General features: G+C 63.3%; 28 protein-coding genes, 3 tRNA genes and 1 pseudogene. 9 read left to right on the forward strand and 23 right to left on the reverse strand.

The window, feature by feature from the left end; all coding sequences use genetic code 11:
- The first annotated feature begins 79 nt into the window (after positions 1-79).
- A complete protein-coding gene (locus B2D37_RS00165; protein WP_079200833.1) occupies positions 80-406 on the forward strand; it encodes an excalibur calcium-binding domain-containing protein in 327 nt (108 codons plus the stop codon).
- A gap of 100 nt (positions 407-506) precedes the next feature.
- Here the strand turns inward: B2D37_RS00165 and B2D37_RS00170 are convergent.
- The 10 genes from B2D37_RS00170 to B2D37_RS00215 all read right to left on the reverse strand — a co-directional run bounded on the left by B2D37_RS00170 (position 507) and on the right by B2D37_RS00215 (position 7621).
- A tRNA-Met gene (locus B2D37_RS00170) sits at positions 507-583 on the reverse strand.
- A 78-nt stretch (positions 584-661) separates the two neighbouring features.
- On the reverse strand, positions 662-1759 hold the full coding sequence (gene ychF, locus B2D37_RS00175; protein WP_079200834.1) for a redox-regulated ATPase YchF: 1098 nt from the start codon (positions 1757-1759) through the stop codon (positions 662-664).
- Positions 1760-1779: 20 nt separating this feature from the next.
- Positions 1780-2370, reverse strand: coding sequence for an aminoacyl-tRNA hydrolase (gene pth, locus B2D37_RS00180; protein ID WP_079200835.1), 591 nt, complete (start codon positions 2368-2370; stop codon positions 1780-1782).
- Between the two features lie 69 nt (positions 2371-2439).
- Positions 2440-3075: a 50S ribosomal protein L25/general stress protein Ctc gene (locus B2D37_RS00185; RefSeq protein WP_079200836.1), complete on the reverse strand. Its 636-nt coding sequence runs from the start codon at positions 3073-3075 to the stop codon at positions 2440-2442.
- Positions 3076-3190: 115 nt separating this feature from the next.
- Positions 3191-4132 carry a ribose-phosphate pyrophosphokinase gene (locus tag B2D37_RS00190; protein ID WP_079204847.1) on the reverse strand — a complete coding sequence of 314 codons (942 nt, stop codon included), beginning with the start codon at positions 4130-4132 and terminating at the stop codon, positions 3191-3193.
- Between the two features lie 46 nt (positions 4133-4178).
- Positions 4179-4253: transfer RNA gene (locus B2D37_RS00195), tRNA-Gln, on the reverse strand.
- A gap of 55 nt (positions 4254-4308) precedes the next feature.
- Positions 4309-4383, reverse strand: a tRNA-Gln gene (locus tag B2D37_RS00200).
- Between the two features lie 18 nt (positions 4384-4401).
- Positions 4402-5277 (reverse strand): 4-(cytidine 5'-diphospho)-2-C-methyl-D-erythritol kinase, encoded by an 876-nt coding sequence (gene ispE, locus B2D37_RS00205; protein WP_079200837.1) that lies wholly within the window; start codon positions 5275-5277, stop codon positions 4402-4404.
- Positions 5274-5891: a lipoprotein insertase outer membrane protein LolB gene (lolB, locus tag B2D37_RS00210; protein ID WP_079200838.1), complete on the reverse strand. Its 618-nt coding sequence runs from the start codon at positions 5889-5891 to the stop codon at positions 5274-5276. The genes ispE and lolB overlap by 4 nt, the downstream gene beginning before the upstream one ends.
- Positions 5891-7621: a tetratricopeptide repeat protein gene (locus tag B2D37_RS00215; protein WP_079200839.1), complete on the reverse strand. Its 1731-nt coding sequence runs from the start codon at positions 7619-7621 to the stop codon at positions 5891-5893. Before B2D37_RS00215 ends, lolB begins: the two co-directional genes overlap by 1 nt.
- A 174-nt stretch (positions 7622-7795) precedes the next feature.
- Here B2D37_RS00215 and hemA point away from each other — a divergent pair, with 174 nt between their 5' ends.
- The 6 genes from hemA (at position 7796) to B2D37_RS00245 (ending at position 13247) form a co-directional block, all read left to right on the forward strand.
- Positions 7796-9076 (forward strand): glutamyl-tRNA reductase, encoded by a 1281-nt coding sequence (hemA, locus tag B2D37_RS00220; protein ID WP_079200840.1) that lies wholly within the window; start codon positions 7796-7798, stop codon positions 9074-9076.
- On the forward strand, positions 9073-10155 hold the full coding sequence (gene prfA / locus B2D37_RS00225; RefSeq protein ID WP_079200841.1) for a peptide chain release factor 1: 1083 nt from the start codon (positions 9073-9075) through the stop codon (positions 10153-10155). Before hemA ends, prfA begins: the two co-directional genes overlap by 4 nt.
- Positions 10156-10236: 81 nt before the next feature.
- Entirely contained in the window at positions 10237-11070 is an 834-nt protein-coding gene (gene prmC / locus B2D37_RS00230) for a peptide chain release factor N(5)-glutamine methyltransferase (protein ID WP_079200842.1), read from the forward strand.
- A gap of 7 nt (positions 11071-11077) precedes the next feature.
- Positions 11078-11836: a molybdopterin-synthase adenylyltransferase MoeB gene (locus B2D37_RS00235; protein ID WP_079204848.1), complete on the forward strand. Its 759-nt coding sequence runs from the start codon at positions 11078-11080 to the stop codon at positions 11834-11836.
- Positions 11829-12617, forward strand: a complete 789-nt coding sequence (murI, locus tag B2D37_RS00240; RefSeq protein ID WP_256573129.1) for a glutamate racemase — start codon at positions 11829-11831, stop codon at positions 12615-12617. Before B2D37_RS00235 ends, murI begins: the two co-directional genes overlap by 8 nt.
- Before the next feature lie 114 nt (positions 12618-12731).
- The gene (locus B2D37_RS00245) at positions 12732-13247 is read left to right on the forward strand and encodes an acyloxyacyl hydrolase (RefSeq protein WP_079200844.1); all 516 of its coding nucleotides are present in this window, start codon (positions 12732-12734) and stop codon (positions 13245-13247) included.
- Between the two features lie 57 nt (positions 13248-13304).
- Here the strand turns inward: B2D37_RS00245 and B2D37_RS00250 are convergent, their stop codons facing one another.
- From B2D37_RS00250 to B2D37_RS00305, 13 genes and pseudogenes are all read right to left on the reverse strand, one after another.
- Positions 13305-13640 carry a YkgJ family cysteine cluster protein gene (locus B2D37_RS00250; RefSeq protein ID WP_371915419.1) on the reverse strand — a complete coding sequence of 112 codons (336 nt, stop codon included), beginning with the start codon at positions 13638-13640 and terminating at the stop codon, positions 13305-13307.
- 120 nt (positions 13641-13760) lie between these two features.
- The gene (locus B2D37_RS00255; RefSeq protein WP_079200845.1) at positions 13761-14288 is read right to left on the reverse strand and encodes a DUF2878 domain-containing protein; all 528 of its coding nucleotides are present in this window, start codon (positions 14286-14288) and stop codon (positions 13761-13763) included.
- Positions 14281-15555 carry a cyclopropane-fatty-acyl-phospholipid synthase family protein gene (locus tag B2D37_RS00260; protein WP_079200846.1) on the reverse strand — a complete coding sequence of 425 codons (1275 nt, stop codon included), beginning with the start codon at positions 15553-15555 and terminating at the stop codon, positions 14281-14283. The genes B2D37_RS00255 and B2D37_RS00260 overlap by 8 nt, the downstream gene beginning before the upstream one ends.
- Positions 15542-16354: a DUF1365 domain-containing protein gene (locus B2D37_RS00265; RefSeq protein ID WP_079200847.1), complete on the reverse strand. Its 813-nt coding sequence runs from the start codon at positions 16352-16354 to the stop codon at positions 15542-15544. The genes B2D37_RS00260 and B2D37_RS00265 overlap by 14 nt, the downstream gene beginning before the upstream one ends.
- Positions 16354-17601, reverse strand: a complete 1248-nt coding sequence (locus B2D37_RS00270; protein WP_079200848.1) for an NAD(P)/FAD-dependent oxidoreductase — start codon at positions 17599-17601, stop codon at positions 16354-16356. Before B2D37_RS00270 ends, B2D37_RS00265 begins: the two co-directional genes overlap by 1 nt.
- Positions 17598-18356: an SDR family oxidoreductase gene (locus tag B2D37_RS00275; protein ID WP_079200849.1), complete on the reverse strand. Its 759-nt coding sequence runs from the start codon at positions 18354-18356 to the stop codon at positions 17598-17600. Before B2D37_RS00275 ends, B2D37_RS00270 begins: the two co-directional genes overlap by 4 nt.
- A complete protein-coding gene (locus tag B2D37_RS00280; RefSeq protein ID WP_079200850.1) occupies positions 18353-18775 on the reverse strand; it encodes a nuclear transport factor 2 family protein in 423 nt (140 codons plus the stop codon). The genes B2D37_RS00275 and B2D37_RS00280 overlap by 4 nt, the downstream gene beginning before the upstream one ends.
- On the reverse strand, positions 18772-20220 hold the full coding sequence (phrB, locus tag B2D37_RS00285; protein WP_079200851.1) for a deoxyribodipyrimidine photo-lyase: 1449 nt from the start codon (positions 20218-20220) through the stop codon (positions 18772-18774). The genes B2D37_RS00280 and phrB overlap by 4 nt, the downstream gene beginning before the upstream one ends.
- Positions 20217-21167 carry a MerR family transcriptional regulator gene (locus B2D37_RS00290; protein ID WP_079200852.1) on the reverse strand — a complete coding sequence of 317 codons (951 nt, stop codon included), beginning with the start codon at positions 21165-21167 and terminating at the stop codon, positions 20217-20219. The genes phrB and B2D37_RS00290 overlap by 4 nt, the downstream gene beginning before the upstream one ends.
- A 2-nt stretch (positions 21168-21169) precedes the next feature.
- Positions 21170-21538, reverse strand: a complete 369-nt coding sequence (locus B2D37_RS24000; protein ID WP_371915438.1) for a YbgA family protein — start codon at positions 21536-21538, stop codon at positions 21170-21172.
- Positions 21539-21736: 198 nt separating this feature from the next.
- Positions 21737-22137: pseudogene (locus B2D37_RS24005) on the reverse strand (DUF523 domain-containing protein); the annotation flags it as partial.
- A gap of 256 nt (positions 22138-22393) precedes the next feature.
- Complete coding sequence (locus B2D37_RS00300; protein ID WP_079200853.1) at positions 22394-22636, reverse strand: TIGR02450 family Trp-rich protein; 243 nt, start codon at positions 22634-22636, stop codon at positions 22394-22396.
- Positions 22633-23619, reverse strand: coding sequence for an NAD(P)/FAD-dependent oxidoreductase (locus tag B2D37_RS00305; RefSeq protein ID WP_079200854.1), 987 nt, complete (start codon positions 23617-23619; stop codon positions 22633-22635). The genes B2D37_RS00300 and B2D37_RS00305 overlap by 4 nt, the downstream gene beginning before the upstream one ends.
- A 199-nt stretch (positions 23620-23818) precedes the next feature.
- On the opposite strand from B2D37_RS00305, the gene B2D37_RS00310 reads away from it, so the two are divergent.
- Together B2D37_RS00310 and hemH are read left to right on the forward strand one after the other, a co-directional pair.
- A complete protein-coding gene (locus B2D37_RS00310) occupies positions 23819-24721 on the forward strand; it encodes a TIGR01777 family oxidoreductase (protein WP_079200855.1) in 903 nt (300 codons plus the stop codon).
- A gap of 16 nt (positions 24722-24737) precedes the next feature.
- Positions 24738-25760: a ferrochelatase gene (gene hemH / locus B2D37_RS00315; RefSeq protein ID WP_079200856.1), complete on the forward strand. Its 1023-nt coding sequence runs from the start codon at positions 24738-24740 to the stop codon at positions 25758-25760.
- Positions 25761-25848 lie beyond the last annotated feature (88 nt).

Consider the following 25848-nt stretch of genomic DNA (forward strand, 5'->3'; position numbering starts at 1 on the left):
GAGCTGATTGAGAGTTTCATGCTTAATCAATTGGTGTAGAGCTATCCTGCGCCGAAATAGGGATCTTTGAGTCTACGGAATGAAAAAGCTGCTTTTGATTATCGCGATTGGTTTTGCTGTGTGGCAGTACTACCCGAAGTCATCCGATAGCCCTGTCATAACCAACATAGGTAGCGACGGTAGCGTGTTGATCAGCCCAGTGATTTCGGGTGCTTTCAGTAACGCTAGATCGCCAGCGACTTCATTATCTGCCTCGACGGCATCTTCCTATAGCTGTGATGGCCGAACGCATTGTTCACAGATGCGTTCCTGTGAGGAGGCCACGTACTTCCTTGAGAATTGCCCTGGAACGAAGATGGATGGCAACGATGATGGTGTTCCGTGTGAGCAGCAGTGGTGCCGGTAAAGATTTACTAGCCGTTGCGGCTGTGGGCACGCCGTAGTCACTTGGTAGTCACTTCGGAAAACAAAAAAGGGCTTAGCTTTCGCTAAACCCTTGTTTTGTTTGGTGGCTACGCAGGGACTTGAACCCCGGACCCCAGCATTATGAATGCTATGCTCTAACCAGCTGAGCTACGTAGCCGATGTGGCGCGCATTATTCGCGGATAGGACGTTTCTGTCAACCCTGAAATGCTAAAATTTTCGCGCGTGATCAAGTGCTTAGACGTTGAAGCGGAAGTGCATGACGTCGCCGTCCTTGACGATGTATTCCTTGCCTTCCAGGCGCCATTTGCCAGCTTCCTTGGCGCCGGCTTCACCCTTGAATTGGATGAAATCGTCGTAGGCTGTGACTTCGGCGCGGATAAAGCCTTTTTCGAAGTCGGTGTGGATCACTGCCGCGGCTTGAGGGGCGGTGGCGCCGATGCGTACGGTCCAGGCGCGGACTTCCTTCACGCCGGCGGTGAAGTAGGTCTGCAGGTTGAGCAGCTCGTAGCCGGCGCGGATCACCCGGTTCAGGCCGGGCTCTTCCATGCCCAGGTCGGCGAGGAACTCGGCTTTCTCGTCGTCTTCAAGTTCGCCAATCTCGGCTTCCAGTTTATTGCAGATCGGCACCACGATGGCGCCCTCGGCGTCGGCGATGGTACGCACCACGTCGAGCAGGGGGTTGTTCTCGAAGCCGTCTTCGGCGACGTTGGCGATGTACATTACCGGTTTGACAGTCAGCAGGTGAAAGCTCTTGATCAGCTGCTTGTCGTCGTCGCTCAGGGTCTTGAGCAGGGTGCGCGCCGGCTTGCCTTCGCTGAAGTGTGGGATTAGTTTTTCCATCAGGGCCTTTTGCGCCACGGCCTCCTTGTCACCGCCCTTGGCGTTGCGGGTGACCTTCTGCAGCTGCTTCTCGAGGCTGTCGAGGTCGGCGAAGATCAGCTCAAGGTCGATGATCTCGATGTCGCGCTTGGGGTCGACGCTGTTGGAGACGTGGATAACATTCTCGTCTTGGAAGCAGCGCACCACATGGGCGATGGCATCGGTCTCGCGGATGTTGGCGAGGAATTTGTTGCCCAGGCCTTCACCCTTTGAGGCGCCGGCCACCAGGCCGGCGATGTCGACGAATTCCATGGTGGTCGGCAGCACGCGTTCGGGCTTGACGATGGCGGCCAGGGCTTCCAGGCGCGCGTCGGGCATCGGCACGATACCGGTGTTCGGCTCGATGGTGCAGAAGGGGAAGTTCTCCGCGCTGATACCGGCCTTGGTCAGGGCATTGAACAGGGTGGACTTGCCGACGTTGGGCAGGCCGACGATGCCGCAGTTGAATCCCATGGTGTGTCCCTCGCGGAGAGTTAAGAGGTGGCTTTCTGGCTGTGCAGCTTGTGCATCGCTTTGCTCCAATCACCGGCGAGCATTTCCGGCAGTACGCCGAGAGCGAAATCGATGCTGGTGTCGAGCAGTTCCTGCTCGCTGCGCGGGGCGCGGCTGAGGACGAAGTTGGACACCATGCTGCTGTGCCCCGGGTGGCCGATGCCAAGCCGCAGGCGGTAAAAATTATTCTGGTTGCCGAGCTGGGCGATGACGTCGCGCAGTCCGTTATGTCCACCGTGACCGCCGCCCAATTTGAGTTTGGCGACGCCTGGCAGCATGTCGAGTTCGTCGTGGGCCACCAGAATCGCTTCCGGCGCGATGCGGAAGAAATTCGCCAAGGCCGCCACGGACTGGCCGCTGCGGTTCATGAAGGTGGTGGGGATCAACAGGCGAACGTCACGACCCTGATGGCTGAATTTGCCCATCAGGCCGAAATATTTGCGATCGACACTGAGCTTGGCGCCCTGGCTGTTAGCCAGGCGCTCAACGAAAAGGGCCCCTGCATTATGCCGGGTCTGGTCGTATTCGGGGCCGGGGTTACCCAGGCCGACGATCAGTTGTACGGCAGTCATGTCAGGAGCCCTTTCGTGGAAATAGCCCAGCAGCTAATGCGCCTGGGCTGTTTTCCGGTGGTGCGCAGATTACTCGGCAGCGCTTTCGCCTTCGCCTTCTTCTGCTTCTGCGTCTACTTCTTTGGCTACGCGCGAAGCGTGGATGTTAGCCACTGCCAGGTCGTTGCCATGAGCCAGTGCAACCAGTTCCACACCTTTCGGCAGGGTCAGGTTGGACAGGTGAACGATCTGACCGATTTCAACGGCAGCCATATCGACTTCGATGAATTCCGGCAGGTCTTTCGGCAGGCAGGAAACTTCAACTTCAGCCAGGGTGTGGGAAACTTCGCCACCTTGGGTCTTCACGCCAACCGCGGTTTCCTGGTTGAGGAAGTGCAGGGGGACGTGGGCGTGCAGTTTCTGGCCGGCGACGACGCGGATGAAGTCGGCGTGCATCACGAATTCTTTGGCTGGGTGACGCTGCAGGGCTTTGATCAGCACGCTTTCTTTCTTGCCGTCGACGGTCAGGGTCAGTACGTGGCTGAACGACGCTTCGTTTTCCAGCAGTTTGGCCAGTTCTTTGGCCAGCAGGCTGATCGACTGCGGGGCTTTGTCGCCACCGTAGATTACGGCAGGAACCATGGCAACGTTACGACGCAGGCGGCGGCTCGCACCTTTCCCCAGGTCGGAACGCACTACAGCATTCAGGGCAAATTCAACGGTCATTTCACTTCTCCAAAATAACCAAACCGCCCTTCACGCTTGCGACCAGCGACCGGACGGTTAGGTAATAAGCCCCACCAATACAGTAGGGCGTTTCGCGTTCAGGGCGATTTCCGCGTTAACGGAACATCGCGCTGATCGATTCTTCATTGCTGATACGGCGCACCGCTTCAGCGACTACCGGGGCGATATCCAGTTGGCGAATACGCGAACAGGATTGCGCAGCGGCGGACAGCGGGATGGTGTTGGTCACCACCAGCTCGTCGAGTACGGAGTTTTCGATGTTTTCGATCGCACGACCCGAGAGTACCGGGTGGGTGCAATAGGCGAAGACCTTGGCGGCGCCATGTTCTTTCAGCGCTTTAGCCGCGTGACACAGGGTGCCGGCGGTATCCACCATGTCGTCGACCAGGATGCAGGTACGGCCTTCTACGTCACCGATTATGTGCATCACTTCGGACTGGTTGGCTTTTTCGCGACGCTTGTCGATGATCGCCAAGTCAACACCCAGGGATTTGGCGACCGCACGTGCACGCACCACGCCACCGATATCTGGGGAGACAATCATCATGTTTTCGAAGCGTTGGTCTTCAATATCGTCCACCAGTACTGGTGAGCCGTAGATGTTATCTACCGGGATATCGAAGAAGCCCTGAATCTGATCCGCGTGCAGGTCGACGGTAAGAACCCGGTCGATGCCTACTACGGTGAGCATGTCGGCCACGACTTTGGCGCTGATTGCCACGCGGGCGGAGCGCGGTCGGCGATCCTGGCGGGCATAGCCGAAGTAGGGGATGACAGCAGTGATTCGGGTAGCTGAGGAGCGGCGGAAGGCATCGGCCATCACTACCAGTTCCATCAGGTTGTCGTTGGTTGGCGCGCACGTCGGCTGAATCAGGAAAACGTCTTTACCGCGAACGTTTTCGTTGATTTCAATCATGATTTCGCCGTCGGAGAATTTTCCGACAGAGGCATCGCCGAGGGGGATGTGCAGCTGACGTACGATACGTCGCGCCAGATCGGGGTTAGCGTTCCCCGTAAAGACCATCATCTTGGACACGCGCAGTACCTGCCGGCTGAGGGTATACCTGGATGAGTATAGAAAATGGCAGGGGCGGCTGGATTCGAACCAACGCATGGCAGGATCAAAACCTGCTGCCTTACCGCTTGGCGACGCCCCTGTATCGTGTGTAACCCAATGCTGCTTGTCAGTTTATCGCTGCCCTAGGGCAGTAATGGCAGGGGCGGCTGGATTCGAACCAACGCATGGCAGGATCAAAACCTGCTGCCTTACCGCTTGGCGACGCCCCTGTAACTGATGCTACGCATTCACTTCTTTGCCAATACTTCAAGCTCGCGGTGCAACATCGAGATGTTACGACCTTGTGCCACAAAACTTGGCAGAGTGGCTGGAAGTTGGCGGGCGACTTTATCAGCATCGTCCCTGTTTGGGAAGCTCCCAAACACACAAGCTCCAGTGCCAGTCAATTTTGCCGATACGAATTTGTTCAATAAGATCAGCGCGTTACGTACTTCTGGATAACGCTTCTCGACGACTGGCTGGCAGTCATTACGACTACCCCCCTCAAGAAGGCTGCGAACTTTAATGGGCGGCGTATCCCGTGTCAACTCAGGGTCGGAGAAAATTTCCACAGTACTGACAAGTACTTGCGGAATTGCCACGAGAAACCAGGGTTCGCTGAGGGTCATTGGGGTGAGTTTTTCGCCAATGCCTTCGGCGAAGGCTGCGCGGCCGCGCACGAAAACCGGTACGTCGGCACCCAGGGTCAGGCCCAGGCCGGCCAGGCGCTCTTCGTCCCAATGCAGGTGCCAGAGGCGGTTGAGGCCGAGCAGGGTGGTCGCCGCATCCGAGCTGCCGCCGCCAATGCCGCCGCCCATGGGGAGGCGCTTGCTCAGCCAGATGTCGGCACCCAGCGCGCAGCCCGCCTGCTGTTGCAGGGCACGGGCGGCGCGCACGATCAGGTTGCTGTCGTGATCCACGCCGGGGATGTCGCTGTGCAGGCGAATTGCGCCGTCTGCGCGCACGGCGAAACCCAGCTCGTCGCCGAAGTCGAGAAACTGGAACAGGGTCTGCAGCTCGTGATAGCCGTCGGCGCGGCGGCCGAGGATGTGCAGCATCAGGTTGAGTTTGGCCGGTGCCGGCAGCCTCAGTTCGGCGGCGGCGGGTATTGCCGGCGGGGTCATTGGCCGAGCTGGCGCGGTTGCCAGTCCTTGATTACCAGGGTGACTTGCAAATCGTGACCGCTTAGCTTGAGGCGCTCGGGCAGCCAGTAGCCATCCTGCTCGGTGTAGCGCAGGTACTCGACCTGCCAACCGTCCTGGCTCAGGTGTGCCAGGCGACTGTCGCGGTCGAGGGTCAGGCGGCTTTTGCTGTCAGGCGCTGGCAGGCCGCGAATCCACCACAGCAGGTGCGAGACCGGCAGATTGAGGCCCAGCTGTTGCTGCAGCAGTTGCTCGGGTGAGGCGGCCTGGTAGCGCCCCTGGTTGGCGACTTCCAGCTGGAGGTCGCCTGGGCGCCCGGTCAGTCGTGCGGCGCCGCGACCGAGCGGGCCGGACAGGCGGATGTCGTAATAGTCCTGGCGTTGCAGCCAGAACAGGGTGCCGCTGCCGGAATCCTGCGGGGCGCGAATGCCGACCTTGCCGCTGATTTGCCAGGCGTCGAGTCTGCTGATCTGTTGTTTATGGCTTTGCCAGAGCGCCGGGCTGCCTTCTCCTTCGAGGGATTCGCGGGAGGTCAGGCCGGTACAGCCGGCGAGCAGGGCAATCAAGCTGAACACGAGGAGCGGGCGGGCGAACATCAAAACGTCTCTGATCCGGTCAGGCGCAGCAGAGTGCTGCGCAATAAAATGCTGTCAGGTTGTTGCTTGAGGGCATTGGCCCAGACTTTGCGCGCCTCGCGCTGCTTGCCTTGGGCCCAGAGCACTTCACCCAGGTGGGCGGCGACTTCGTGGTCGGGGAAGCGCGCCAGCGCTTGGCGCAGCAGGCGCTCGGCTTTGTCGAGGTTGCCCAGGCGATAGTTGACCCAGCCGAGGCTGTCGAGAATCGCCGGGTCTTGGGGGTTGAGTCGCAGGGCTTGTTCGATCAGGCCCTTGGCTTCGTCGTAGCGCGTGGTGCGGTCGGCCAGGGTGTAGCCCAGCGCGTTGAGCGCCATGCTGTTGTCCGGTTCGCGTTCGAGAATGAAGCGCAAGTCCTGCTCCAGCAGATCCAGGTCGTCGCGTTTCTCGGCGAGCATGGCGCGGGTGTAGAGCAGGTTGAGGTCGTCGGGGAATTGCTCCAGCGCTTGCTGCACCACTTGCCAGGCTTGTTCGTGCTGTTCGTGGCTGGCCAGGGCTTCCGATTCGATCAGATAAAGCTGGATGGCATAGTCGGGCTGTGCGCTGCGGGCCTGGCTCAGGCGCTGTGAGGCTTCTGCCGCGCGCTTGCTGTCGAGCAGCAGCTGTGCCTGGCGCGCCTGGGCCGGGAGGAAGTCATCGCCGGGGCCGACCATGGCGTATTCGATCAAGGCGCTGGGCTTGTCGCCGAGGGCTTCGTAGGCGCGGGCCAGGTTGTAGTGGGCGGCATCGACATGGCTGTCACGTTCGACCAACTCTTCGAGGTAGACGATGGCCTCGCGCCAGGCTTCGGCTTCCAGGCAGACCAGGGCGAGCGAGAAACGCAGGTCGTCGTCCTGGGGGAATTGCTGCAGCAGTGAGGCGAACTCGCCTTTGGCGTCGTCCAGGCGGTCCTGTTCGACCAATAACCGCGCATAGGTCAGGCGCAGGCGTTTGTCGTCGGGGTGCAGGCGGATGCCTTTTTGCAGCAGTGGCAGGGCTTCATCGCCACGCTTGAGGCTTTGCAACAGCCGTGCGTGGAGCAGCAGTGGGGGGATTTCGTCCTGGTTGGCCGATTGTGCTTCGAGCAGCTCGAGGGCTTCCTGCGGGCGATCGTCCTGCTGCAGGAGCAAGGCTTTGCCGAATAGCAGCTGGCCGTTGTCCGGGTACTTGCTCTGCAGGCGATCGAAGCTTTGCAGCAGGCCGGCGCGGGTGTCCGGATCGGTTTCGATGGCGGACAGGGCGAGGAAATCGAAGTGGGTGCTGCCTTTGCGTTGCAGCACCTGCTCCATGTAGACCATGGCTTCGTCATAGCGGCCGGCGCGGGCCAGCTGAATGGCGGCGGCACGCTGGGCGTCGAGGCTGTCCGGGGCGTTTTTTGCCCAGATCAGTGCGGTATCCAGCGCCGCTTGCTCGGCGCCGAGGTACTCGGCAATCCGGAAGCCGCGCTCGGCCACGCCAGCGTCCTGGGTCACCTGGGCCTGTTGCACGTAGTTGCCGATGGCGATATCGAAGCGATTGCGTTGCCCGGCCAGTTCGGCAGTAAGCAAGGCGAGCAGGGTTTCCTGGCTGAACGAGCTATAGGCTTCGGGCTTCGGCACTTCTGCTACGGCAGAGGCTTCTTCCACTGGCGGTGAGCCGTCTGGTGCGGAGGCGGTAAATGTCTGGCAACCGCCTAATAAAGCCAGGGCGGCCAGCAATGCGAATGATCTATTCATAGGGAGAATGGCGACTTACCTGCGGTCGGGTCATCATGACACAAGCCGTAGGGCAAGCCCATGGGACGAGGTTCGATAGCTGATTGGTGCCTTATAAGACAATATTCGGCGGTGGTTGTTCTCACTCGGTCGAAGTAGGACAATTGCGCGCTATCTTCCTGTCAGCGACTTTGCATGGCCTTTATTGCCCTCGGTATCAACCATAAAACCGCTTCGGTGGCCGTACGCGAACGCGTGGCTTTTCCCCCAGAGCAGTTGGTCGAGGCCCTGCAGCAGCTCTGCCGGTGCACGGCCAGTCGTGAGGCGGCGATTCTGTCGACCTGCAACCGCAGCGAGGTGTACCTCGAACAGGATGCACTGACCGTCGACGGGGTGCTGGTCTGGCTGGCCGAGTACCACAAGCTCAGCCTCGATGAGTTGCGCGCCTGTGCCTATGTGCTCGAGGACGATGCCGCGGTGCGCCACATGATGCGTGTGGCCTCGGGGCTGGATTCGATGGTGCTGGGCGAGCCGCAGATTCTCGGGCAGATGAAGTCCGCCTATGCCGTGGCCCGCGAGGCTGGCACCGTCGGGCCGCTGCTCGGGCGCTTGTTTCAGGCCACCTTCAGCACTGCCAAGACGGTGCGCACCGATACCGCGATCGGCGAGAACCCGGTGTCGGTGGCGTTTGCCGCGGTGAGTCTGGCCAAACAGATCTTCAGCGACATGCACCGCAGCCAGGCACTGCTGATCGGTGCCGGCGAGACCATCAGCCTGGTGGCGCGGCACCTGCACGAGCAGGGGGTCAAGCGCATCGTCGTGGCCAACCGTACCCTGGAGCGCGCCAGCAGCCTGGCCGAGCAGTTCGGTGCGCATGCGGTGCTGCTCTCTGACATCCCTCAGGAGCTGGTGCACAGCGACATCGTCATCAGCTCGACGGCCAGCCAGTTGCCGATTCTCGGCAAGGGCGCGGTGGAGAGTGCGCTGAAGCTGCGCCGGCACAAGCCGATCTTCATGGTCGATATCGCCGTGCCGCGGGATATCGAGGCCGAGGTCGGCGAGCTCGACGATGTCTACCTGTATACCGTCGACGACCTGCACGAGGTGATCGAGGAGAACCTGAAGAGCCGCCAGGGTGCGGCGCAGGCGGCCGAAGAACTGGTGGCCGTGGGTGCCGAGACTTTCATGCTGCGCCTGCGCGAGCTGGCCGCGGTGGATGTACTCAAGGCTTATCGCCAGCAAGGCGAGCGCATGCGTGACGAAGAACTGGCCAAGGCCCTGCGCCTGCTCAGTAACGGCGCTGCGGCCGAGGATGTGCTGGTGCAACTGGCACGCGGACTGACCAACAAGCTGTTGCATGCGCCCAGCGTGCAACTGAAAAAACTCTCTGCCGACGGCCGCGTCGATGCGCTCGGTGTGGCCCAAGAACTCTTTGCCCTCGATGAGGGCGCGCCGTCCAACAAAGGCTTGCAATGAAAGCGTCCCTGATCAACAAACTCGACATGCTGCAGGATCGCTTCGAAGAGCTGACCGCGCTGCTTGGCGACGCCGAGGTGATCGGCAATCAGAACCAGTTCCGGGCTTATTCCCGGGAATATGCCGAGATCGAGCCGGTTAATAGCGCGTTTCGGGCGTTTCGCAAAGTACAGGCCGATCTCGAGGGTGCCCAGGCTCTGCTCAAGGACAGCGACCCGGACATGCGGGAAATGGCCGAGGAAGAAGCCAGCGAGGCTAAAGAAAAGCTGATCGAGCTGGAAGACAACCTGCAGCGCATGCTGTTGCCGAAAGACCCCAGCGACGGCCGCAACGTCTTTCTCGAAGTGCGCGCCGGGACCGGCGGTGACGAGGCGGCGATCTTCTCCGGCGACCTGTTCCGCATGTATTCGCGCTATGCCGAACGGCGTGGCTGGCGGGTCGAGATTCTCTCGGCCAGCGAAGGTGAGCACGGCGGCTACAAGGAAGTGATCGCCCGGGTCGAAGGCGAGAATGTCTACGGAAAACTCAAATTCGAGTCCGGCGCCCACCGCGTACAACGGGTTCCGGAAACCGAATCCCAGGGCCGCATCCACACCTCGGCGTGCACCGTGGCGGTGTTGCCCGAGCCGGATGAGCAGGCCGCCATCGACATCAATCCGGCCGATTTGCGCATCGACACCTACCGCTCTTCCGGTGCCGGTGGTCAGCACGTCAATACCACCGACTCGGCGATCCGCATCACCCACATTCCCAGCGGCACGGTGGTCGAATGCCAGGAAGAGCGTTCCCAGCACAAGAACCGTGCGCGGGCCATGGCCTGGTTGTCGGCAAAACTGAAGGACCAGCAGGAAGCCGCCGCGCACAAGGAAATTTCCGACACGCGCAAATTACTGGTGGGCTCCGGTGACCGTTCCGAGCGGATTCGTACCTACAACTTCCCCCAGGGCCGGGTCACCGACCACCGCATCAGCCTGACCCTGTATTCGCTCAATGAAGTGATGGCCGGTGGCGTCGACGCGGTGATCGAGCCGCTGCTCGCCGAATACCAGGCCGACCAGTTGGCTGCGTTGGGCGATTGATCTGCTGCGGATAACCAAGGTGTCGCTGGTGGGCAGCGCTGCGCGGTTGTCCACCCTACGAATCTCCACCAGACGAATGCCATGGCCACCATCGAATCCCTGCTCAACAATGCCGAACTGCCCGACTCGCCGACGCCGCGGCTGGACGTCGAGCTGTTGCTCGCCCAGGCCCTGGGCAAGTCGCGCAGTTACCTGCACACCTGGCCCGAGCGTGAAATCGACGCCGCACCAGGCGCACGGTTTGCCGCCGACCTGGCGCGGCGCCAGGCCGGTGAGCCGGTGGCGCATATTCTCGGCCGTCAGGGTTTCTGGAGCCTGGAACTGGACGTCGCGGCGCACACCCTGATTCCCCGCCCGGACACCGAGTTGCTGGTGGAGACCGCGTTGCAGCTGATTCCGGCCACACCCACGGCGGTACTCGACCTGGGCACTGGCACCGGCGCGATCGCCCTGGCCCTGGCCAGCGAGCGGCCGGCCTGGCAGGTGAGCGGGGTCGACCGGGTGCCGCAGGCGGTGGCCCTGGCCGAGCGCAACCGCGCGCGGCTGAAGTTGGCCAATGCGCGTTTCAGCGAGAGTCACTGGTTTGCGGCTCTGGCCGGCCAGCGTTATCAGCTGATCGTCAGCAACCCGCCGTATATCGCCGCCGGTGACCAGCATCTGGGCGAGGGCGATCTGCGCTTCGAACCAAGCAGTGCGCTGGTGGCCGGGGTCGATGGGCTGGATGATATTCGCCTGATCATCGAGCAGGCGCCGGCCTATCTCGAACCCAGCGGCTGGCTGCTGCTGGAACACGGCTTCGACCAGGCCGCCGCAGTGCGCGGGCTGCTGGCTGCGCGCGGTTTCAGCGCGGTGGAGAGCCGGCGTGACCTGGGTGGCCATGAACGTATCAGCCTCGGACGTTACGACCATGAGTGAGCAGAACATGCTGAACGATGACGAACTGCTGCGCTACAGCCGGCAGATCCTGGTGCAACAGATCGATATCGACGGCCAGTTGCGCCTCAAGCACAGCCGCGCGCTGATCGTCGGCCTGGGTGGGCTGGGCTCGCCGGTGGCGCTGTATCTGGCCGCGGCCGGGGTTGGTGAATTGCACCTGGCGGATTTCGACACGGTCGACCTGACCAACCTGCAGCGGCAGATCGTCCATGACACCCAGAGCGTCGGCCAGAGCAAGGTCGACTCGGCCTCGCGGCGCCTGCTGGCGATCAATCCACAGCTGCGTCTGCAGAGTCATCGGCAGGCGCTGGACGGCGACTCGCTGGCGGCGGCAGTCAGCGCGGTGGATCTGGTGCTGGACTGTTCGGACAACTTCGCCACCCGCGTGGCGGTCAACGCCGCCTGTGTGGCGGCCAAGGTGCCGCTGGTCAGTGGCGCGGCGATTCGCCTGGAAGGGCAGCTGTCGGTGTTCGATTCACGGCGTGCCGACAGCCCCTGTTATCACTGCCTGTACGGCCACGGCAGCGAAGCCGAACTGACCTGCAGCGAGGCAGGCGTGGTCGGTCCGCTGGTGGGCTTGGTCGGCAGCCTGCAGGCCTTGGAAGCCCTGAAATTGCTGGCGCAGTTCGGTGAGCCGCTGGTCGGTCGTTTGCTCCTGATCGATGCGCTGGGCTCGCGCTTTCGTGAATTGCGGGTCAAGCGTGATCCGGCCTGCCGCGTGTGTGGCGGTGCTGGCCGTGAGTAATAACGCGCCAATCGGCGTATTCGATTCCGGCGTCGGCGGCCTGTCGGTGCTGGGCGAGATTCGTGCACTGCTGCCCAATGAGTCGTTGCTGTATGTGGCCGACAGCGGCCATGTGCCCTATGGCGAAAAAAGCCCGGAATTTATTCGCCAGCGCTGCCGGCTGCTGGCCGACTTTCTCCTAGCACAAGGCGCCAAGGCGCTGGTGCTGGCCTGCAACACCGCAACCGCAGCCGGGGTTGCCGACTTGCGCGAGCTGTACCCGCAGTTGCCGATCGTCGGCATGGAGCCAGCAGTCAAGCCGGCCGCCGCCGCGACCCGCTCGGGGGTGGTCGGCGTGCTGGCCACCACCGGTACCTTGAAGAGCGCCAAGTTCGCCGCCTTGCTCGACCGCTTCGCCAGCGATGTGCGGGTGATTACCCAGCCTTGCCCAGGCCTGGTCGAGCGGATCGAGGCCGGCGAGCTGGATGGCGCGCAGACCCGCGACATGCTGCGCGGCTGGGTGCAGCCACTGCTGGACGAGGGCTGCGACACGCTGATCCTCGGCTGTACCCATTACCCCTTTATCAAGCCGGTGTTGCGCGAGTTGCTGCCCCAGTCAGTCAGCCTGATCGACACCGGTGCGGCGGTAGCGCGGCACCTGCAGCGCATGCTCGGCGAGCGCCAGTTGCTGGCTCGTGGGCCAGCGCAGGTGGCGCGCTTCTGGTCGAGCGCCGAGCCGCTACGCATGCAGGCGGTATTACCCGGGTTATGGGGCGAGCCGGCGCAGGTGCGGGCGCTTTGACTGCGTCGAGCCGGCACGTTTATGCATTGTCAGCCTTTCACTAAGAGCAAATATTTCTATACTCCCAGCAGCGAAGGGTGGAACTCCCTCCACCGGGTGAACAAGGATACTCCAATGAACACGCTGTTTTCTGCGGCTGCGCTGGTGGCCTTGACTCTAGGTTCGGTTAGCGCTGCGCACGCGGCCGATGTGACTTTCGCCGTGGGCAGCACCGACGAGTCGACCATGGTTTACCGGGTCGGTGCTCAATTCGACTTCAACCACCGCTGGATGGACAGCGCTACCGGCTACCTGGGCGGCTACTGGGATGCCGGTTATACCTTCTGGGAAGGCGATGAGTCGGCGAGCAACCACAGCCTGTCCTTCTCCCCGGTGTTCGTTTATGAGTTTGCCGGAGACAACGTGCGGCCCTATATCGAGGCCGGCGTCGGCGTGGCCTTCTTCTCCCGCACCGAACTGGAGGGCAGCAACCTGGGCTCGTCCTTCCAGTTCGAGGATCGCCTCGGCGTCGGCCTGCGCTTCGCCGATCAGGAAGTCGGCCTGCGCGCGCTGCACTATTCCAACGCCGGGCTGAAGGAGCCGAACAATGGCATCGAGGCCTATACCCTGCATTACCGTTTGAGTTTCTAGCGCGCGGCAAAAAAATCGGCCCGCTGGCCGATTTTTTGTTTCTGTATTAAACCCGCTTCAGCGGTAGATGCTGGTCATGCCGCGGCGCTCGTCGAGGCACTCGGGGGAGGCGGTCTCGAATTCGCGGCAGATCAGCGGGCGTACTTCATAGATGGTACAGCGCATGGTGTCGCGATCCAGCGCCGCACACCAGCCGTCATCCAGGCGATGCATGACTTCGCCGCCCCACTCGTCGGTGGCGATAAAACGCGGCGGCACGCCGGTGTCAGTGATCAGCAGCACTTCCAGCTGGCAGCAGCAGGCGGCGCAGTTGGAGCAACTGACGGCAGCTTCGCTGGGCAACTGGGTGAGGGGGATCTGGTGGCTTTCGGTCATGGCTGCAGTGTACGCCATGTCTGCCTCCCGGTTGTTCGGCTGTCGACGTAGGGTGAATCGCGCTCTTGTTCCCGGGCGATGCACCCCGCGGGTCTTGCCGGGTTGCCGTTGGTGGAATACGCCGCGCGGTCTTCCGTCCTAGGTCGATTGGCGCGCGCGGACGCTGTGCTCATATTGGCTGCGGTAGAGTCTGGCGAATCCATGCAGCACGGGCAGCACCAGCGCCCAGATCGCCGCGAGCAACAGCAGGGTTGGCCAGGTGCCGTACGGCATGCCGACGCCGGCTAGCTGGGCGCCAGCGTAATAGGACAGCGGGCCGGCGCAGGCGCCGAGCAGGCTGGCGCGCCACCAGGGCCGGGCCGTCCAGGCCAGGCAATGGTTGAGCGTGGTCGCCAGCAGCAGCCAGAGTAGGGCCAGCCACAGCGGGATCAGGTTGCGCGGCTCGCCGAAGTCGAACACCCCGAGGTTGAGCAAGAAGCTATCCAGGGCGCTGCCGGCGAGAAACACGCTGAGCAGCAGTTTGCCCTCGGCGGCCCAACTGCTGACCCAGAGTAGATGCACCGCCACTGCCACCCCGGCTAGCAGCAGCCACGGGCTGTCGCCGCCGAATACGCAGGCGAACCAGCCGAGCTGAAAGAGGAGGGCGTTGGCGATCAGTTTAGGCATCGAATTTTCCTAGCAGGGGTTGCGGTTGCGCCGCCGGCTTGGCCAGCAGCAATTGCGCGGTGCCGATGGTGCGCTCGATGAAGCCGCCCTCGCAATAGCACAGGTAGAACTCCCAGAGCCGATAGAAATGCTCGTCGTAGCCGAGCTGCTCGAGTTTGTGCCGGGACTGGTGCAGATTGGCGTGCCACAGGCGCAGGGTGCGCGCGTAATGCTGGCCGAAGTCTTCCATGTGATGCAGGTTCATATCGGTCTTGGTGGTGATGATCGCGAGCATTTTCTGCACCGAGGGCAGCGCGCCACCGGGGAAGATGTAGCGCTGGATGAAGTCGACACTGCGCTTCGCCTGCTCGTAGCGCTGGTCGCGGATGGTGATGGCTTGCAGCAGCATCAGCCCGTCAGCTTTGAGCAGCCGCGCACACTGCTTGAAGTAGGTCGGCAGGAAGCGGTGGCCGACCGCTTCGATCATCTCGATCGACACCAGCTTGTCATACTGGCCGCTGAGGTCGCGGTAGTCCTCCAGCAGCAGGGTGATGCGCTCGCCCAGGCCGAGCTCGGCGATCCGCCGCTGCGTGTAGGCGTACTGTTCCTGCGACAAGGTGGTGGTGGTCACCCGGCAGCCGTAATGAGTGGCGGCATGGATCGCCATGCTGCCCCAGCCAGTGCCGATTTCCAGCAGGTGGTCGCTGGGCTTGAGCGCCAGCTTCTGGCAGATGCGCTCAAGCTTGTTCAGTTGCGCCTGCTCCAGGCTGTCTTGCGGGCTGGCGAACATGGCGGCGGAGTACATCATGGTCGGGTCGAGTAACTGCTCGAACAACTCGTTGCCGAGGTCATAGTGGGCGGCGATGTTCTGGCGCGAGCCCTTGCGGGTGTTGCGGTTAAGCCAGTGCAGGCTCTGTACGAGCGGTCGGCCGAGCTGGGCCAGGCCGCGCTCCATGGCGTCCAGCAGAGCCAGGTTGCTGACGAACACGCGGATCACCGCGGTCAGGTCGGGGGAACTCCAGTAGCCGTGGATATAGGCCTCGCCCGCGCCGATCGAGCCGTTGCCGGCAACCAGGCCCCAGAGCGCACCGTCCAGTACCCTGATTTCGGCGCGCAGGCTGGCGCCGGCATCGCCGAACTCCAGGTAGTCATCGCCGTCGATGAGCCGCAGGTGACCGTGGCGCAACTGGCCCAGTTGGCGCAGCACGGCGCGGCGCAGCAGGTTGGCGCCGATGCCGCTGCCGGCACGCACCGAGGTTTTGGCGGATGACAGGCTAGGGCTCTTCATGGGGCACGTCCTTGGATACTGGGCGCGCGACACGGCATTCACCCTGCGCGGCTCGATGGCTGAATAAGGGCAGGCGCTTGAGCAACAGGCGCAGGGCTTGCCAGTAGATGGCCGCGACGGTCTTGCCGGTCATCCAGGGAAAACTGCGCAGGTAGGCATGCAGGCTGGCGCGGTCGAGCTCGCTGCGCTGCAGGCTGAGGCTGGCGTCGAATACCTTGGTGGCGCCCTGGCCGTCGGTCGTCCAGTCGGCCATGTGGATACCCAGGCGTTCGCCAGGCGGGCTGAAGGCCATGCGGTATTCCAGTTCGCGCGGCAGGAAGGGCGAGACATGCATGGCCTTGGCCACGGCGAAGTGTTGATGGCCTGCGCCGTCTGCCGGCAGCACATAGTGGTAACGCTCGCGCCACGGGGTGCTGCTCACCTCGCAGAGGATCGCGGTCAGGCGGCCGTCGGCGTCATGGCAGTAGAAGAAACTCACCGGATTGAAGGCCAGGCCCCAGCTGCGCGGCTGGGTCAGCAGGCAGATCGAGCCTTGCGGCGTATGGCCGAGGGCGGCGCCGACCCGCTGGCGCACGGCATCGCTCAGGCTGACCCCGGCGCGGGTAAATTGCGCCAGGTAGTCCGTCTCGCGAAAGGCGAAAGGCGCCCAGCGGCCCTTGCCGGCCAGGGGCGAGAGATCGAACAGTTGCTGCTGCTCGTCCAGGTCCAGGTACAGCAGGCCCATGCGGTAGCGGAAGGCGTGCGTTTTGGGGGCAAATCGCCGGTGCTGCACCCAGCCGCTGTACAGGGCGCTGTTCATCACAGCACCTCGCCGAAGGCGTGCGCCACGCGCAGGGCACTGACCACGCCGTCTTCATGGAAACCGTTGGCCCAGTAAGCGCCGCAGAAATAACTGTGCTGGGCGCCGAGCAGTTCTTCCCAGCGCGCCTGCGCCGCCATGCCGGCCAGGCTGTATTGCGGGTGGGCGTAGCGATAGCGCGCGAGGATCTTGCTCGGGTCGATCAGCGCCGTCTGATTCAGGCTGACGCAGAAGGTGGTGTCGCTCTGAATGCCTTGGAGGATGTTCATGTTGTAAGTGACCGCGGCCGGCTGATTGCTCGGCCCGCCCAGGCGATAGTTCCAGCTGGCCCAGGCCAGGGGGCGCTTGGGCAGCAGGCGGGTGTCGCTGTGCAGCACCACATCGTTGTCGGCATAGGGCAGGGCGCCCAGGATCTCCTGCTCGGCCGGCGAGGGTTGGGCAAGCAGTTTGAGAGCCTGGTCGCTGTGGCAGGCGAATACCACCTTGTCGAAATACTGGCGGCCGGCGTGGGTATGCAGGGTGACGCCGTGCTCGTCACGCTCGACCCGTAGCACCGGACAGTTCAGGCGAATGTGCTGCTTGAACGAGGAGCACAAGGGCGCCACATAGCTGCGCGAGCCACCTTCGACCACGCACCACTGTGGACGCTGGTTGACCGACAACAGGCCGTGATTGCTGAGGAAACGCACGAAGAATTGCAGGGGGAAGCCGAGCATGTCGGCCAGTGACATCGACCAGATCGCCGCGCCCATCGGCACTATGTAGTGCTGGATGAAGCGCTCGCCGTAACCGCGCTGCTCCAGGTACTCGCCAAGGCTGGTGACGGCATCGATGCGGTGGTGCTGCAGGTCGTCCTGCGCCTCGCGGTTGAACCGCAGGATATCGCGCAACATACCGAAGAACTTCGGCGACAGCAGGTTGCCGCGCTGGGCGAACAGGCTGTTGAGGGTGTGGCCGTTGTACTCCACGCCGCTGCGCGGATCACTCACCGAGAAGCTCATCTCGGTGGGTGTGAAGCCGACGCCGAGCTGGCCGAGCAGGCGGATGAAGTTCGGGTAGGTCCAGTCGTTGAATACGATAAAACCGGTGTCGATTGCGTACGGGCGGCCATCGACTTCGACGTCCACCGTATGGGTATGGCCACCCACCCAGTCGCCGGCCTCGAACACGCTGATGGCATGCCTGCGATTGAGCAGGTAGGCGCTGGTCAAGCCGGCAATACCACTGCCGATAATGGCGATTCTCATGCGCTGTCCTCGGACGTACGGGCCATGCGCTTGCCGATGGCCACTTGCAGACGTTTGGGTAGGTGGGCCAGCAGCCGCAGGATGGCAATGAACGGCCAGGGAAACGCGATCTCGAACGGACGCTGCTCCAGCCGCTCGGCGATATGCCGGGCGGCCTTGTCCACCGGCCAGCGCATCGGCATGGGGAAGTCGTTGTGCTGCGTCAGCGGGGTGTCGACGAAGCCGGGGCTGACTACGGTGACGGCGATGTCCTCGGCCGCCAGGTCGATGCGCAGCGCTTCCAGCAGGTAGCGCAGGCCGGCCTTCGAGGCGCCGTAGGCCTCGGCGCGCGGCAGTGGCAGGTAGGTCACCGAGCTGCCGACCCCGACCAAGTGCGGCTCATGACCCAGGCGCAGTAGCGGCAGCGCCGCTTCGATGCAGTAGCTGGCGGAGAACAGGTTGGCGCGCACCACCCGCTCGATCAGCGCGGCCTCGAAGCTCTGCACCTCGAGGTATTCGCAGGTGCCGGCATTCAGGATGACTGTGTCCAGGGCCCCCCAGAGCTGGGCGATGCGTTCGCCAATCGCCCGCACCTGGGCGGCGTCGCTGAGGTCGCCGGGGGCTAGCAACACCTGTCCTGGGTAGCGCTTGGCCAAGGCGTGCAAGGGGGCAACCGTGCGCGCACTGAGTGCCAGGCGATGGCCGCGTTGCAGCAGCAGTTCGGCCAGGGCCGCGCCGATGCCGCTGCTGGCGCCGGTGAGCCAGATGCGTCTCATGCCAGTCGCCTTTTCAGCCAGCGGATGAGCTGGCCGAGTACTGGCAGGTGCTCGTAGAGCAGGCCGCCGGCATCGAAGAAATCGCGGTGCTGATGGACCTTGTCGGTCCACAGCAGATGCGAGCAGCCTTCCACGCGGATCAGTTGGCCGGCGGCCAGGCGCGGGTGGCGGTAGCTCATGGTCCAGCGCAGGTAGCCTTCACCTGGGCGTACCTGATCGAAGCCGTAGAAGTCGAAGCGCAGTTCGCTGACATTGGCGTACATTTCGGCGAAATAGCGCTGCATGTTGGCCAGCCCACGCACCTCATGCAGGGGGTCGCGGAACAGTGCATCGTCGCTGTACAACTCGCCGAGGCGCTCGAGGTTGCCCTTGTTCAAGGTCTCGAAGACCTGGGCGAATTGGCGCAGGAAGTCGCTCATGTTGCTGTCTCCTTTGCCAGGTGCGGCAGGCGTCTGAAGGCTGCCAGGGCGCGAGTGCGGCTGCTGGCGAGGTCGACAATCGGTCGCGGGTAATCCGCCACCCCGAACAAGCCGCCCAGGGCCGCCGGGTTGTGGATGTCCTTGTTGTTCAAACCGGCCAACTCCGGCAGCCAGTGGCGGATAAAGCGGCCATCCGGGTCGAAGCGCTGCGATTGGCTGAGCGGGTTGAAGATGCGGAAGTAGGGGGTGGAGTCGGTACCGGTCGATGAGCTCCACTGCCAGCCGCCATTGTTGGCCGCCAGGTCGCCGTCGATCAGGTGGCGCATGAAGAAGCGCTCGCCTTCGCGCCAGTCGATCAGCAGGTTCTTGCTCAGGAACATCGCCACGACCATGCGCAGGCGGTTGTGCATCCAGCCGGTGGCGAGCAGCTGACGCATCGCCGCATCGATGATCGGCAAACCAGTGCGCCCCTGTTGCCAGGCGGCCAGTTCGTCCGGCGCCTGGCGCCAGGCCAATGCATCGGTTTGCGGGCGAAAGGCGCGGTGCATGGAGACGCGCGGGTAGCCGACCAGGATGTGTTTATAGAACTCGCGCCAGAGCAGTTCGTTGATCCAGGTGACGATGCCGCTGTTGCCGCTGTCGAACTCGCCCTGATTGGCTTGCAGGGCGGCGTGCAGGCACTGGCGTGGCGACAGCACACCGGCGGCGAGGTAGGCGGACAAGCGGCTGGTGCCGAGCTTGCCCGGAAAGTCGCGCTCGCTCTGGTAGTAGTTGATCTGCTCGTCGGTAAAGTCGAGCAAGCGTCTGTTGGCTTCCTGTTCGCCGGCCGGCCAGAGCTGGCGCAGGCTGGCGTCGGGCTGGCTAAAGCCAGGCACCGCACCGGGCACCGGGTCACTGGCGATATTCAGCGGCGCTTGCGCGGCCGGGCGCCTGATCAGCGCGGGCAGGGCACTGTGCAGGCGCTGGTAGCAGACCTTGCGGAACTGGCTGTAGACCTGGAAGTAGCCGCCGGACTGGGTCAGCACGCTGCCGGGCCTGAACAATAGCTGATCGAGGTGGCTGTGGAAGTCGATGTCGAGCGCGTCCAGAGCCTGGGCTACCGCCTGGTCGCGGCGACGTTCGTCGACGCCGTATTCCTCGTTGACCTGCACCGCGGCAATCTGCAACTGCTGGCACAGCTCGGCGATTACTTGCGGCGCGGCGCTCCAGTCGTCGGCCTGACGCACCAGCAGGGGCACGTTGAGTACGGCCAATTCACGCGTCAGCTCGGCCAGGTTGCGCAGCCAGAAATCGACCTTGCTCGGTGCATCGTCATGCGCTTGCCATTGCACGGGGCTGAGCAGAAACAGCGCGACCGTTGGCCCGGCCGCCATGGCCGCGGCCAGTGCGCTGTTGTCCTGCACACGCAGATCGGTGCGCAGCCATAGCAGTTGTGGCGTGGTCATTGGTTGTCCAGCAGGTTGAGGTCGGAGAGAGTTTGTAGGGCGCCAAGTGGGTCTTGCGCCATGCCCAGCGCGCTGTTGTGCCGAGTCAGGGCCTGCAGCTCCTGATGATGGATGTGCGCAGCCGGGCCGATGACCAGGCACGGGCAGGCGTACCCCGCCTGCAAGCGCGGCCAATGCGCGCTGTGCAACGGCTGGCTGGAATACAGCAGCAGCGCCTTGGGCTGGATATGCTCGATCGCCATGGCCAGCTCCGCCGGTGGCACTGGCCAGTCGAAAACCTCGACCGCCGCGCCGGCGCTGCTGGCCAGCCAGGCGGTGAGCCACAGCCCCGGCTCCATCGGCAAGTCGGAAAGATTGACCAGCAGCATGGGTGCGCCGCCCTGTTGGCGGTTGTTGTGGTAGATCCGCGCGCCGAGCTTGCTGCGCAGCCAGGAGTAGAAAAATACCTGCTCGGCCTGGGCACCGAACTGGCCGCGCCAGCGCAGTTCCAGGGCTTCGAGCAGTGGCAGCAGCAGCTGTTGGCACAGGGTAGGCGGCGGGTAGAGCGCCAGTTCGCTATTGAAGCACTCGTCCAGGCGCCGTTCGGCCAGGTTGCAGATGGCTGCCTGCAGGCGCTGGCACTTCTCGTCCCACTGCGAGGTGGCGTCGGCAAACGCCGGCTGATTGGCGCGCAGCAGGCCCTTGACCTGGCCAACCGAGACGCCGCGATTGAGCCAGGTGAGGATGGTCTGGATCTGTGCCACATGTTCGTCCGAGTAGAGCCGGTGCCCCTTGGGCGTGCGGTGCGGCACGATCAGGCCATAGCGGCGTTCCCAGGCCCGCAGGGTCACGGCGTTGACGCCGGTCAGCCGGGCAACCTCGCGAATTGGCCTTAAACCCTTGGCCAGTGCGTGCTGGTAATCATCGCCGGCCGCAGCGGGCGAGTCGCGCTGAGTGAGGTTATCCATGCTCAGAGGGCATTACGCAGGCTGAGATTTTCTGGATGAGGTTGCAGGTAAACCTGCAGGGCCAGGTAGTCGTCCGGGTGCCGGCGCAAGTGGTGTTTGAGCAGGGTCAGGGGCACCACCAGCGGCACGACGCCGTTGCGGTATTGGCCTATCAGTTGCTGCATTTCCTGCCGGTCTGCACTGCTCAGGACTTGCTTGAAATAGCCGCTGAGGTGCTGCAGCGTGTTGCTGTGGGTGCGCCGGGTCGCGCATTTTTTCAGTGCGCTCATCAGCTCGCTGAAGTAACGCGGCGCCAACTGCTGCAGATCATGCTGGTGCAGATTGCCGAGCAGGCGACCGAGCGCCTTGTACTGCAGCGGGTTGGTGGCCATCAGCAGGTATTTGTAGCGCGAGTGGAAGTCCAGCAGGGTCTTGCGGGTCAGGCCGTCGCGCAGCAGTTGCTGCCATTGCGCGTAGGCGTACACGCGGGTGATGAAGTTCTCGCGCAGGATGGGGTCGTTGAGCCGGCCATCTTCCTCCACCGGCAGGTCCGGGCGGCGGGCACAGAACGCCTCGGCGTAGATGCCGCGGCCCTTGGCTTCGCTGGGGCGGCCGTTGTCCTGGTAAACCTTGACCCGCTCCAGGCCACAGGATGGCGACTGCTGCATGAAGATGTAGCCGCAGATATCGTCCAGTGCTTCGGCCATTTGCGCGCCGTAGGCGGCCAGCGGTTCGCTGTGGTCACGCTCGCGCTGTAGCGTCCCCACCGCTCGCGGGGCTGCGGGGTCGCCGACCAGGCGGATGGGTTCGCGCGGGTACCCAGACCAATCGCCACTTCCGGGCACAGCGGGACGAAATCGAAATACTCGGTGAGGGTGCGGCTGCACAGCCGTGATTCCTTGTGGCCGCCGTTGTAGCGCACTTCAGCGCCCAGCAGGCAGGCGCTGATGGCGAGTTTGGGTTTGCTGGCGGCGACTGGGGACGGCTTCATGGCACAACCTCTGTTGATTACCTGTACACATTGTTAAAAATGTACAACTTGTGTTCATCATAGAGGTGTACTTGTACAAGTCAAATTATTTGTACAGCTATTGTCGGGTTTTATTGGTCGGGCAGATGTCGGCCGCCACGTTGCGCGATGGCGGCGGCTCGCTGGCACAGGGTATGAGGAGGGGGCGATTAGGCGGGTTCGGCAGGCAGGTAATGCGCATACCTGCCGCGGCAGCAGCAGGCTGATCGGGGGAGGGCTACTTCCAGCCCATGTGCCAGCTCATGGCATCTTCCAGCACGCGCCAGTCCAGGCGCTGGCAGCGTTGGCTGAGCACTGCCTGCAGTTCGATCTGCAGCACCTGGCCCTGTTCGTCGCAGAACAGTTCGCTGACCAGGAAGTGTTTCTCGCGGTTTTGCGGCAGCACCGCCGTCCATTTGGACAGCAGCAGTTTGCCTGGGTTGAGGCGGCGGCTGGCCACCTCGGTTGCGCGCTTGTTCATTGCAGGTGCGCGAGCAGTTTGCGCGCCGCGTCCTGGCCGCTCAGCCAGGCACCCTCGACTCGGCCGGACAGGCACCAGTCGCCGCAGGCATACAGGCCCAGATCGGCATCGGCCAGCGAGCCCCACTGGTGGGCGCTGGCAGGACGGGCATAGAGCCAGCGGTGCGCCAGGCTGAAGATGGGCGCAGGCATGGCGCAGTCGAGCAGCTCGGCAAAAGCGCCGTGCAAGTGATCGATTACCGCCTCTTTGGGCATGTCCAGGTGCTGTTTGCTCCAACTGCTGCTGGCGTGCAGCACCCAGGTGTCCGGGTTGCCGTCGCTGCCGGGTTTGCTGCGATTGCGCGTCAGCCAGTCGAGCGGGTTGTCCTGCACGAAGCAGCCGTCGACCTTGGTATCCAGTGGTTGGGCGAAGGCCAGGGCGACGGCCCAGGTTGGCTCCATGACCACGCTGGCAGCTGCGCCGGCGAGTTTCGGGGCGGCCGTCAGCAGGGCGCTGGCTTGCGAAGCTGGAGCGGCGATCAGCACATGGCTGAAGGGGCCATGGCTTTGCCCTTCGGCGTCTTGCAGGCTCCAGTACTGTTCACCACGGAATACGTCGGTGATCCGGCAGGAGAAGTGCACTTGCAAGGCACCGAGCATGGCGCGGGTAATGGCACTCATGCGCGGGCTGCCGACCCAGCGCACCTGCTCGTCCGGCGAGGCGCTGAGTTGCCCGTTGCGGCTGTGATAGAGGTTCGGCGTCCATTCGGCGACCCAGCCGCGAGCCTGCCATTGCTGAACCACATCGACGAAGCGGCGATCGCGGGCGGTGAAGTACTGCGCGCCCAGATCCAGGGCGCCGACATCGCTGCGCTTGCTGGCCATGCGGCCGCCGCTGCCACGGCTTTTGTCGAACAGTTGAACCTCATGTCCGGCGGCGTGAAGAGCTTGGGCGGCGGACAGTCCGGCGATGCCGGTGCCGATGATGGCAATGGGTGCGGTCATGATCTACCTCTTGCTTTAGAGCGCTAGGCTACGCTTTAGACAAAACCTATACAATATTGATTGTATGTACAGGGCTTATCGGCTTCAATCGTGCCTCTTTGTAGTAAAGACAATCCTGAGCCGGATTAAAGGCACGTTGCTCTCTGATAAACCAGACTGATGGTTATCAGGTTGGCTTACGCCACGCGAGGAGGATGCCATGCACATATTGCTCACCGGCGGGACCGGGTTGATTGGTCGCGGCCTGTGTCGCCACTGGACGCAGCAGGGCCATCAACTGACGGTGTGGAGCCGCACCCCGCAGCGGGTCGCCGAATTGTGTGGGGCGCAGGTGCGCGGCATCGGCCAGCTCGACGAAATCGGCGAGCAGGCGCTGGATGCGGTGGTCAACCTGGCTGGCGCGCCGATTGCCGACCGGCCCTGGACGCGCAAGCGCAAGAGTCTGCTCTGGGCCAGCCGGATCACCCTCACCGAGCAACTGCTGGCCTGGTTGCAGCAGCGCCAGCAGAAGCCACGGGTGCTGCTGTCCGGCTCGGCGGTGGGCTGGTATGGCGATGGCGGCGAGCGCGAACTGAAGGAGGACAGCCCGCAGATCACCGACGATTTCGCTGCCCAGTTGTGCGGCGCCTGGGAGGAGACGGCGCAGCGCGCCGAAGCCCTGGGCATCAGGGTGGTGCTGGTGCGCACCGGTCTGGTGCTGGCTGCGGACGGCGGCTTCCTGGCGCGCCTGCTGCTGCCCTTCCGTTTGGGCCTCGGTGGTCCGGTGGGCGATGGCCGGCAGTGGATGCCATGGATTCACCTCGCCGATCAGATCGCCCTGATCGATTTTCTCTTGCAGCAGGATCAGGCCAGCGGTCCTTATAATGCCTGCGCTCCCGAGCCGGTGCGCAACGCCGACTTCGCCCGCGCGCTGGGCCGCGTGTTGCATCGCCCGGCGCTGCTGCCGGCACCGGCGTTCCTCCTGCGCATGGCCTTCGGCGAACTGGCGGGGCTGTTGCTGGGGGGCCAGCGGGCATTGCCGGCGCGACTGCAGGAAGCCGGCTTTCGTTTTCGTTTCACCGATCTGGATATAGCCCTGGCGGATTTGCTGGGTCGACACTGACTGATAAGGATTTTTCATGAGCAATCACGCCTTGCTGCTGGTCAACCTGGGTTCCCCGGCGTCGACCGAAGTGGCTGATGTACGGCGCTATCTCAATCAATTTCTGATGGACCCTTATGTGGTCGATTTGCCCTGGCCGCTGCGGCGGCTGCTGGTCTCGCTGATTCTGATCAAACGGCCTGCGGCCTCGGCGCATGCTTATGCGTCGATCTGGTGGGAGGACGGCTCGCCCCTAGTGGTGTTGAGCAAGCGCCTGCAGCAGGCGATGCAGGCGCAGTGGAGCCAGGGCCCGGTCGAGCTGGCGATGCGCTACGGCGAGCCGTCGATCGACACGGTGCTCCAGCGTCTGGCGGCGCAAGGCATCAAGCAGGTGACCTTGGCGCCGTTGTATCCGCAATTTGCCGACAGCACCACCACCACGGTAATCGAGGAAGCCAAGCGGGTGGTGCGCGCGGGCAACCTGGACATGCACTTCGCCCTGCTGGCGCCGTTCTATGACCAGCCGGAATACCTCGAGGCCCTGGTCGACAGCGCCAGGCCTTACCTCGAGCAGGACTTCGATCACCTGTTGCTGAGCTTTCACGGTTTGCCGGAACGCCATCTGCGCAAGCTCGATCCTGGCAAGCACTGCCTCAAGGGTCCCGATTGCTGTGCTACGGCGCCGCCGCAAGTGCTTGCGACCTGCTACCGCGCGCAATGCATGCGCAGCGCCGCCGCCTTCGCCGAACGCATGGGCCTGGGCCCTGAACAGTGGTCGGTGTCCTTCCAGTCGCGCCTGGGCCGGGATAAGTGGATCGAGCCCTATACCGAGAGCCGTCTCGAGGAGTTGGCCGGGCAGGGGGTGAAGAAGCTGCTGGTGATGTGCCCGGCATTCGTTGCCGACTGCATCGAAACCCTGGAGGAAATCGGCGATCGCGGCCTCGCGCAATTTCAGGCAGCCGGTGGCGAAAGCTTGCAGCTGGTGCCCTGCCTCAACGATCACCCGAGCTGGGCGGAGGCGCTCAATACCCTCTGCGAGCGGGCACCGTTGCTGATTTGAGCGACCATGGAACCTCTGTTCGTGCCCAGGACCGGCGCTAACTGGCCCGGATAAACCGTGGCGCGGTCCGGGATGGCGGCTACGGCGG

Source organism: Pseudomonas sp. CC6-YY-74, from assembly GCF_002025205.1.
GTDB lineage: Bacteria > Pseudomonadota > Gammaproteobacteria > Pseudomonadales > Pseudomonadaceae > Aquipseudomonas > Aquipseudomonas paeninsulae.

Bases quoted from the DNA above. Each gene is read 5' to 3' on its own strand.
- B2D37_RS00165 (WP_079200833.1), top strand. From the start codon at position 80: ATGAAAAAGCTGCTTTTGATTATCGCGATTGGTTTTGCTGTGTGGCAG.
- B2D37_RS00290 (WP_079200852.1), bottom strand. From the start codon at position 21,167: ATGGATAACCTCACTCAGCGCGACTCGCCCGCTGCGGCCGGCGATGAT.
- B2D37_RS00215 (WP_079200839.1), bottom strand. From the start codon at position 7,621: ATGAATAGATCATTCGCATTGCTGGCCGCCCTGGCTTTATTAGGCGGT.
- hemA (WP_079200840.1), top strand. From the start codon at position 7,796: ATGGCCTTTATTGCCCTCGGTATCAACCATAAAACCGCTTCGGTGGCC.
- B2D37_RS00185 (WP_079200836.1), bottom strand. From the start codon at position 3,075: ATGACCGTTGAATTTGCCCTGAATGCTGTAGTGCGTTCCGACCTGGGG.
- B2D37_RS24000 (WP_371915438.1), bottom strand. From the start codon at position 21,538: ATGGCCACCAACCCGCTGCAGTACAAGGCGCTCGGTCGCCTGCTCGGC.
- B2D37_RS00310 (WP_079200855.1), top strand. From the start codon at position 23,819: ATGCACATATTGCTCACCGGCGGGACCGGGTTGATTGGTCGCGGCCTG.
- ychF (WP_079200834.1), bottom strand. From the start codon at position 1,759: ATGGGATTCAACTGCGGCATCGTCGGCCTGCCCAACGTCGGCAAGTCC.
- B2D37_RS00265 (WP_079200847.1), bottom strand. From the start codon at position 16,354: ATGAACAGCGCCCTGTACAGCGGCTGGGTGCAGCACCGGCGATTTGCC.
- B2D37_RS00300 (WP_079200853.1), bottom strand. From the start codon at position 22,636: ATGAACAAGCGCGCAACCGAGGTGGCCAGCCGCCGCCTCAACCCAGGC.
- lolB (WP_079200838.1), bottom strand. From the start codon at position 5,891: ATGTTCGCCCGCCCGCTCCTCGTGTTCAGCTTGATTGCCCTGCTCGCC.
- ispE (WP_079200837.1), bottom strand. From the start codon at position 5,277: ATGACCCCGCCGGCAATACCCGCCGCCGCCGAACTGAGGCTGCCGGCA.
- prfA (WP_079200841.1), top strand. From the start codon at position 9,073: ATGAAAGCGTCCCTGATCAACAAACTCGACATGCTGCAGGATCGCTTC.
- B2D37_RS00245 (WP_079200844.1), top strand. From the start codon at position 12,732: ATGAACACGCTGTTTTCTGCGGCTGCGCTGGTGGCCTTGACTCTAGGT.
- B2D37_RS00270 (WP_079200848.1), bottom strand. From the start codon at position 17,601: ATGAGAATCGCCATTATCGGCAGTGGTATTGCCGGCTTGACCAGCGCC.
- B2D37_RS00280 (WP_079200850.1), bottom strand. From the start codon at position 18,775: ATGAGCGACTTCCTGCGCCAATTCGCCCAGGTCTTCGAGACCTTGAAC.
- B2D37_RS00260 (WP_079200846.1), bottom strand. From the start codon at position 15,555: ATGAAGAGCCCTAGCCTGTCATCCGCCAAAACCTCGGTGCGTGCCGGC.
- pth (WP_079200835.1), bottom strand. From the start codon at position 2,370: ATGACTGCCGTACAACTGATCGTCGGCCTGGGTAACCCCGGCCCCGAA.
- B2D37_RS00305 (WP_079200854.1), bottom strand. From the start codon at position 23,619: ATGACCGCACCCATTGCCATCATCGGCACCGGCATCGCCGGACTGTCC.
- phrB (WP_079200851.1), bottom strand. From the start codon at position 20,220: ATGACCACGCCACAACTGCTATGGCTGCGCACCGATCTGCGTGTGCAG.
- B2D37_RS00235 (WP_079204848.1), top strand. From the start codon at position 11,078: ATGCTGAACGATGACGAACTGCTGCGCTACAGCCGGCAGATCCTGGTG.
- B2D37_RS00275 (WP_079200849.1), bottom strand. From the start codon at position 18,356: ATGAGACGCATCTGGCTCACCGGCGCCAGCAGCGGCATCGGCGCGGCC.
- hemH (WP_079200856.1), top strand. From the start codon at position 24,738: ATGAGCAATCACGCCTTGCTGCTGGTCAACCTGGGTTCCCCGGCGTCG.
- B2D37_RS00255 (WP_079200845.1), bottom strand. From the start codon at position 14,288: ATGCCTAAACTGATCGCCAACGCCCTCCTCTTTCAGCTCGGCTGGTTC.
- B2D37_RS00250 (WP_371915419.1), bottom strand. From the start codon at position 13,640: ATGGCGTACACTGCAGCCATGACCGAAAGCCACCAGATCCCCCTCACC.
- prmC (WP_079200842.1), top strand. From the start codon at position 10,237: ATGGCCACCATCGAATCCCTGCTCAACAATGCCGAACTGCCCGACTCG.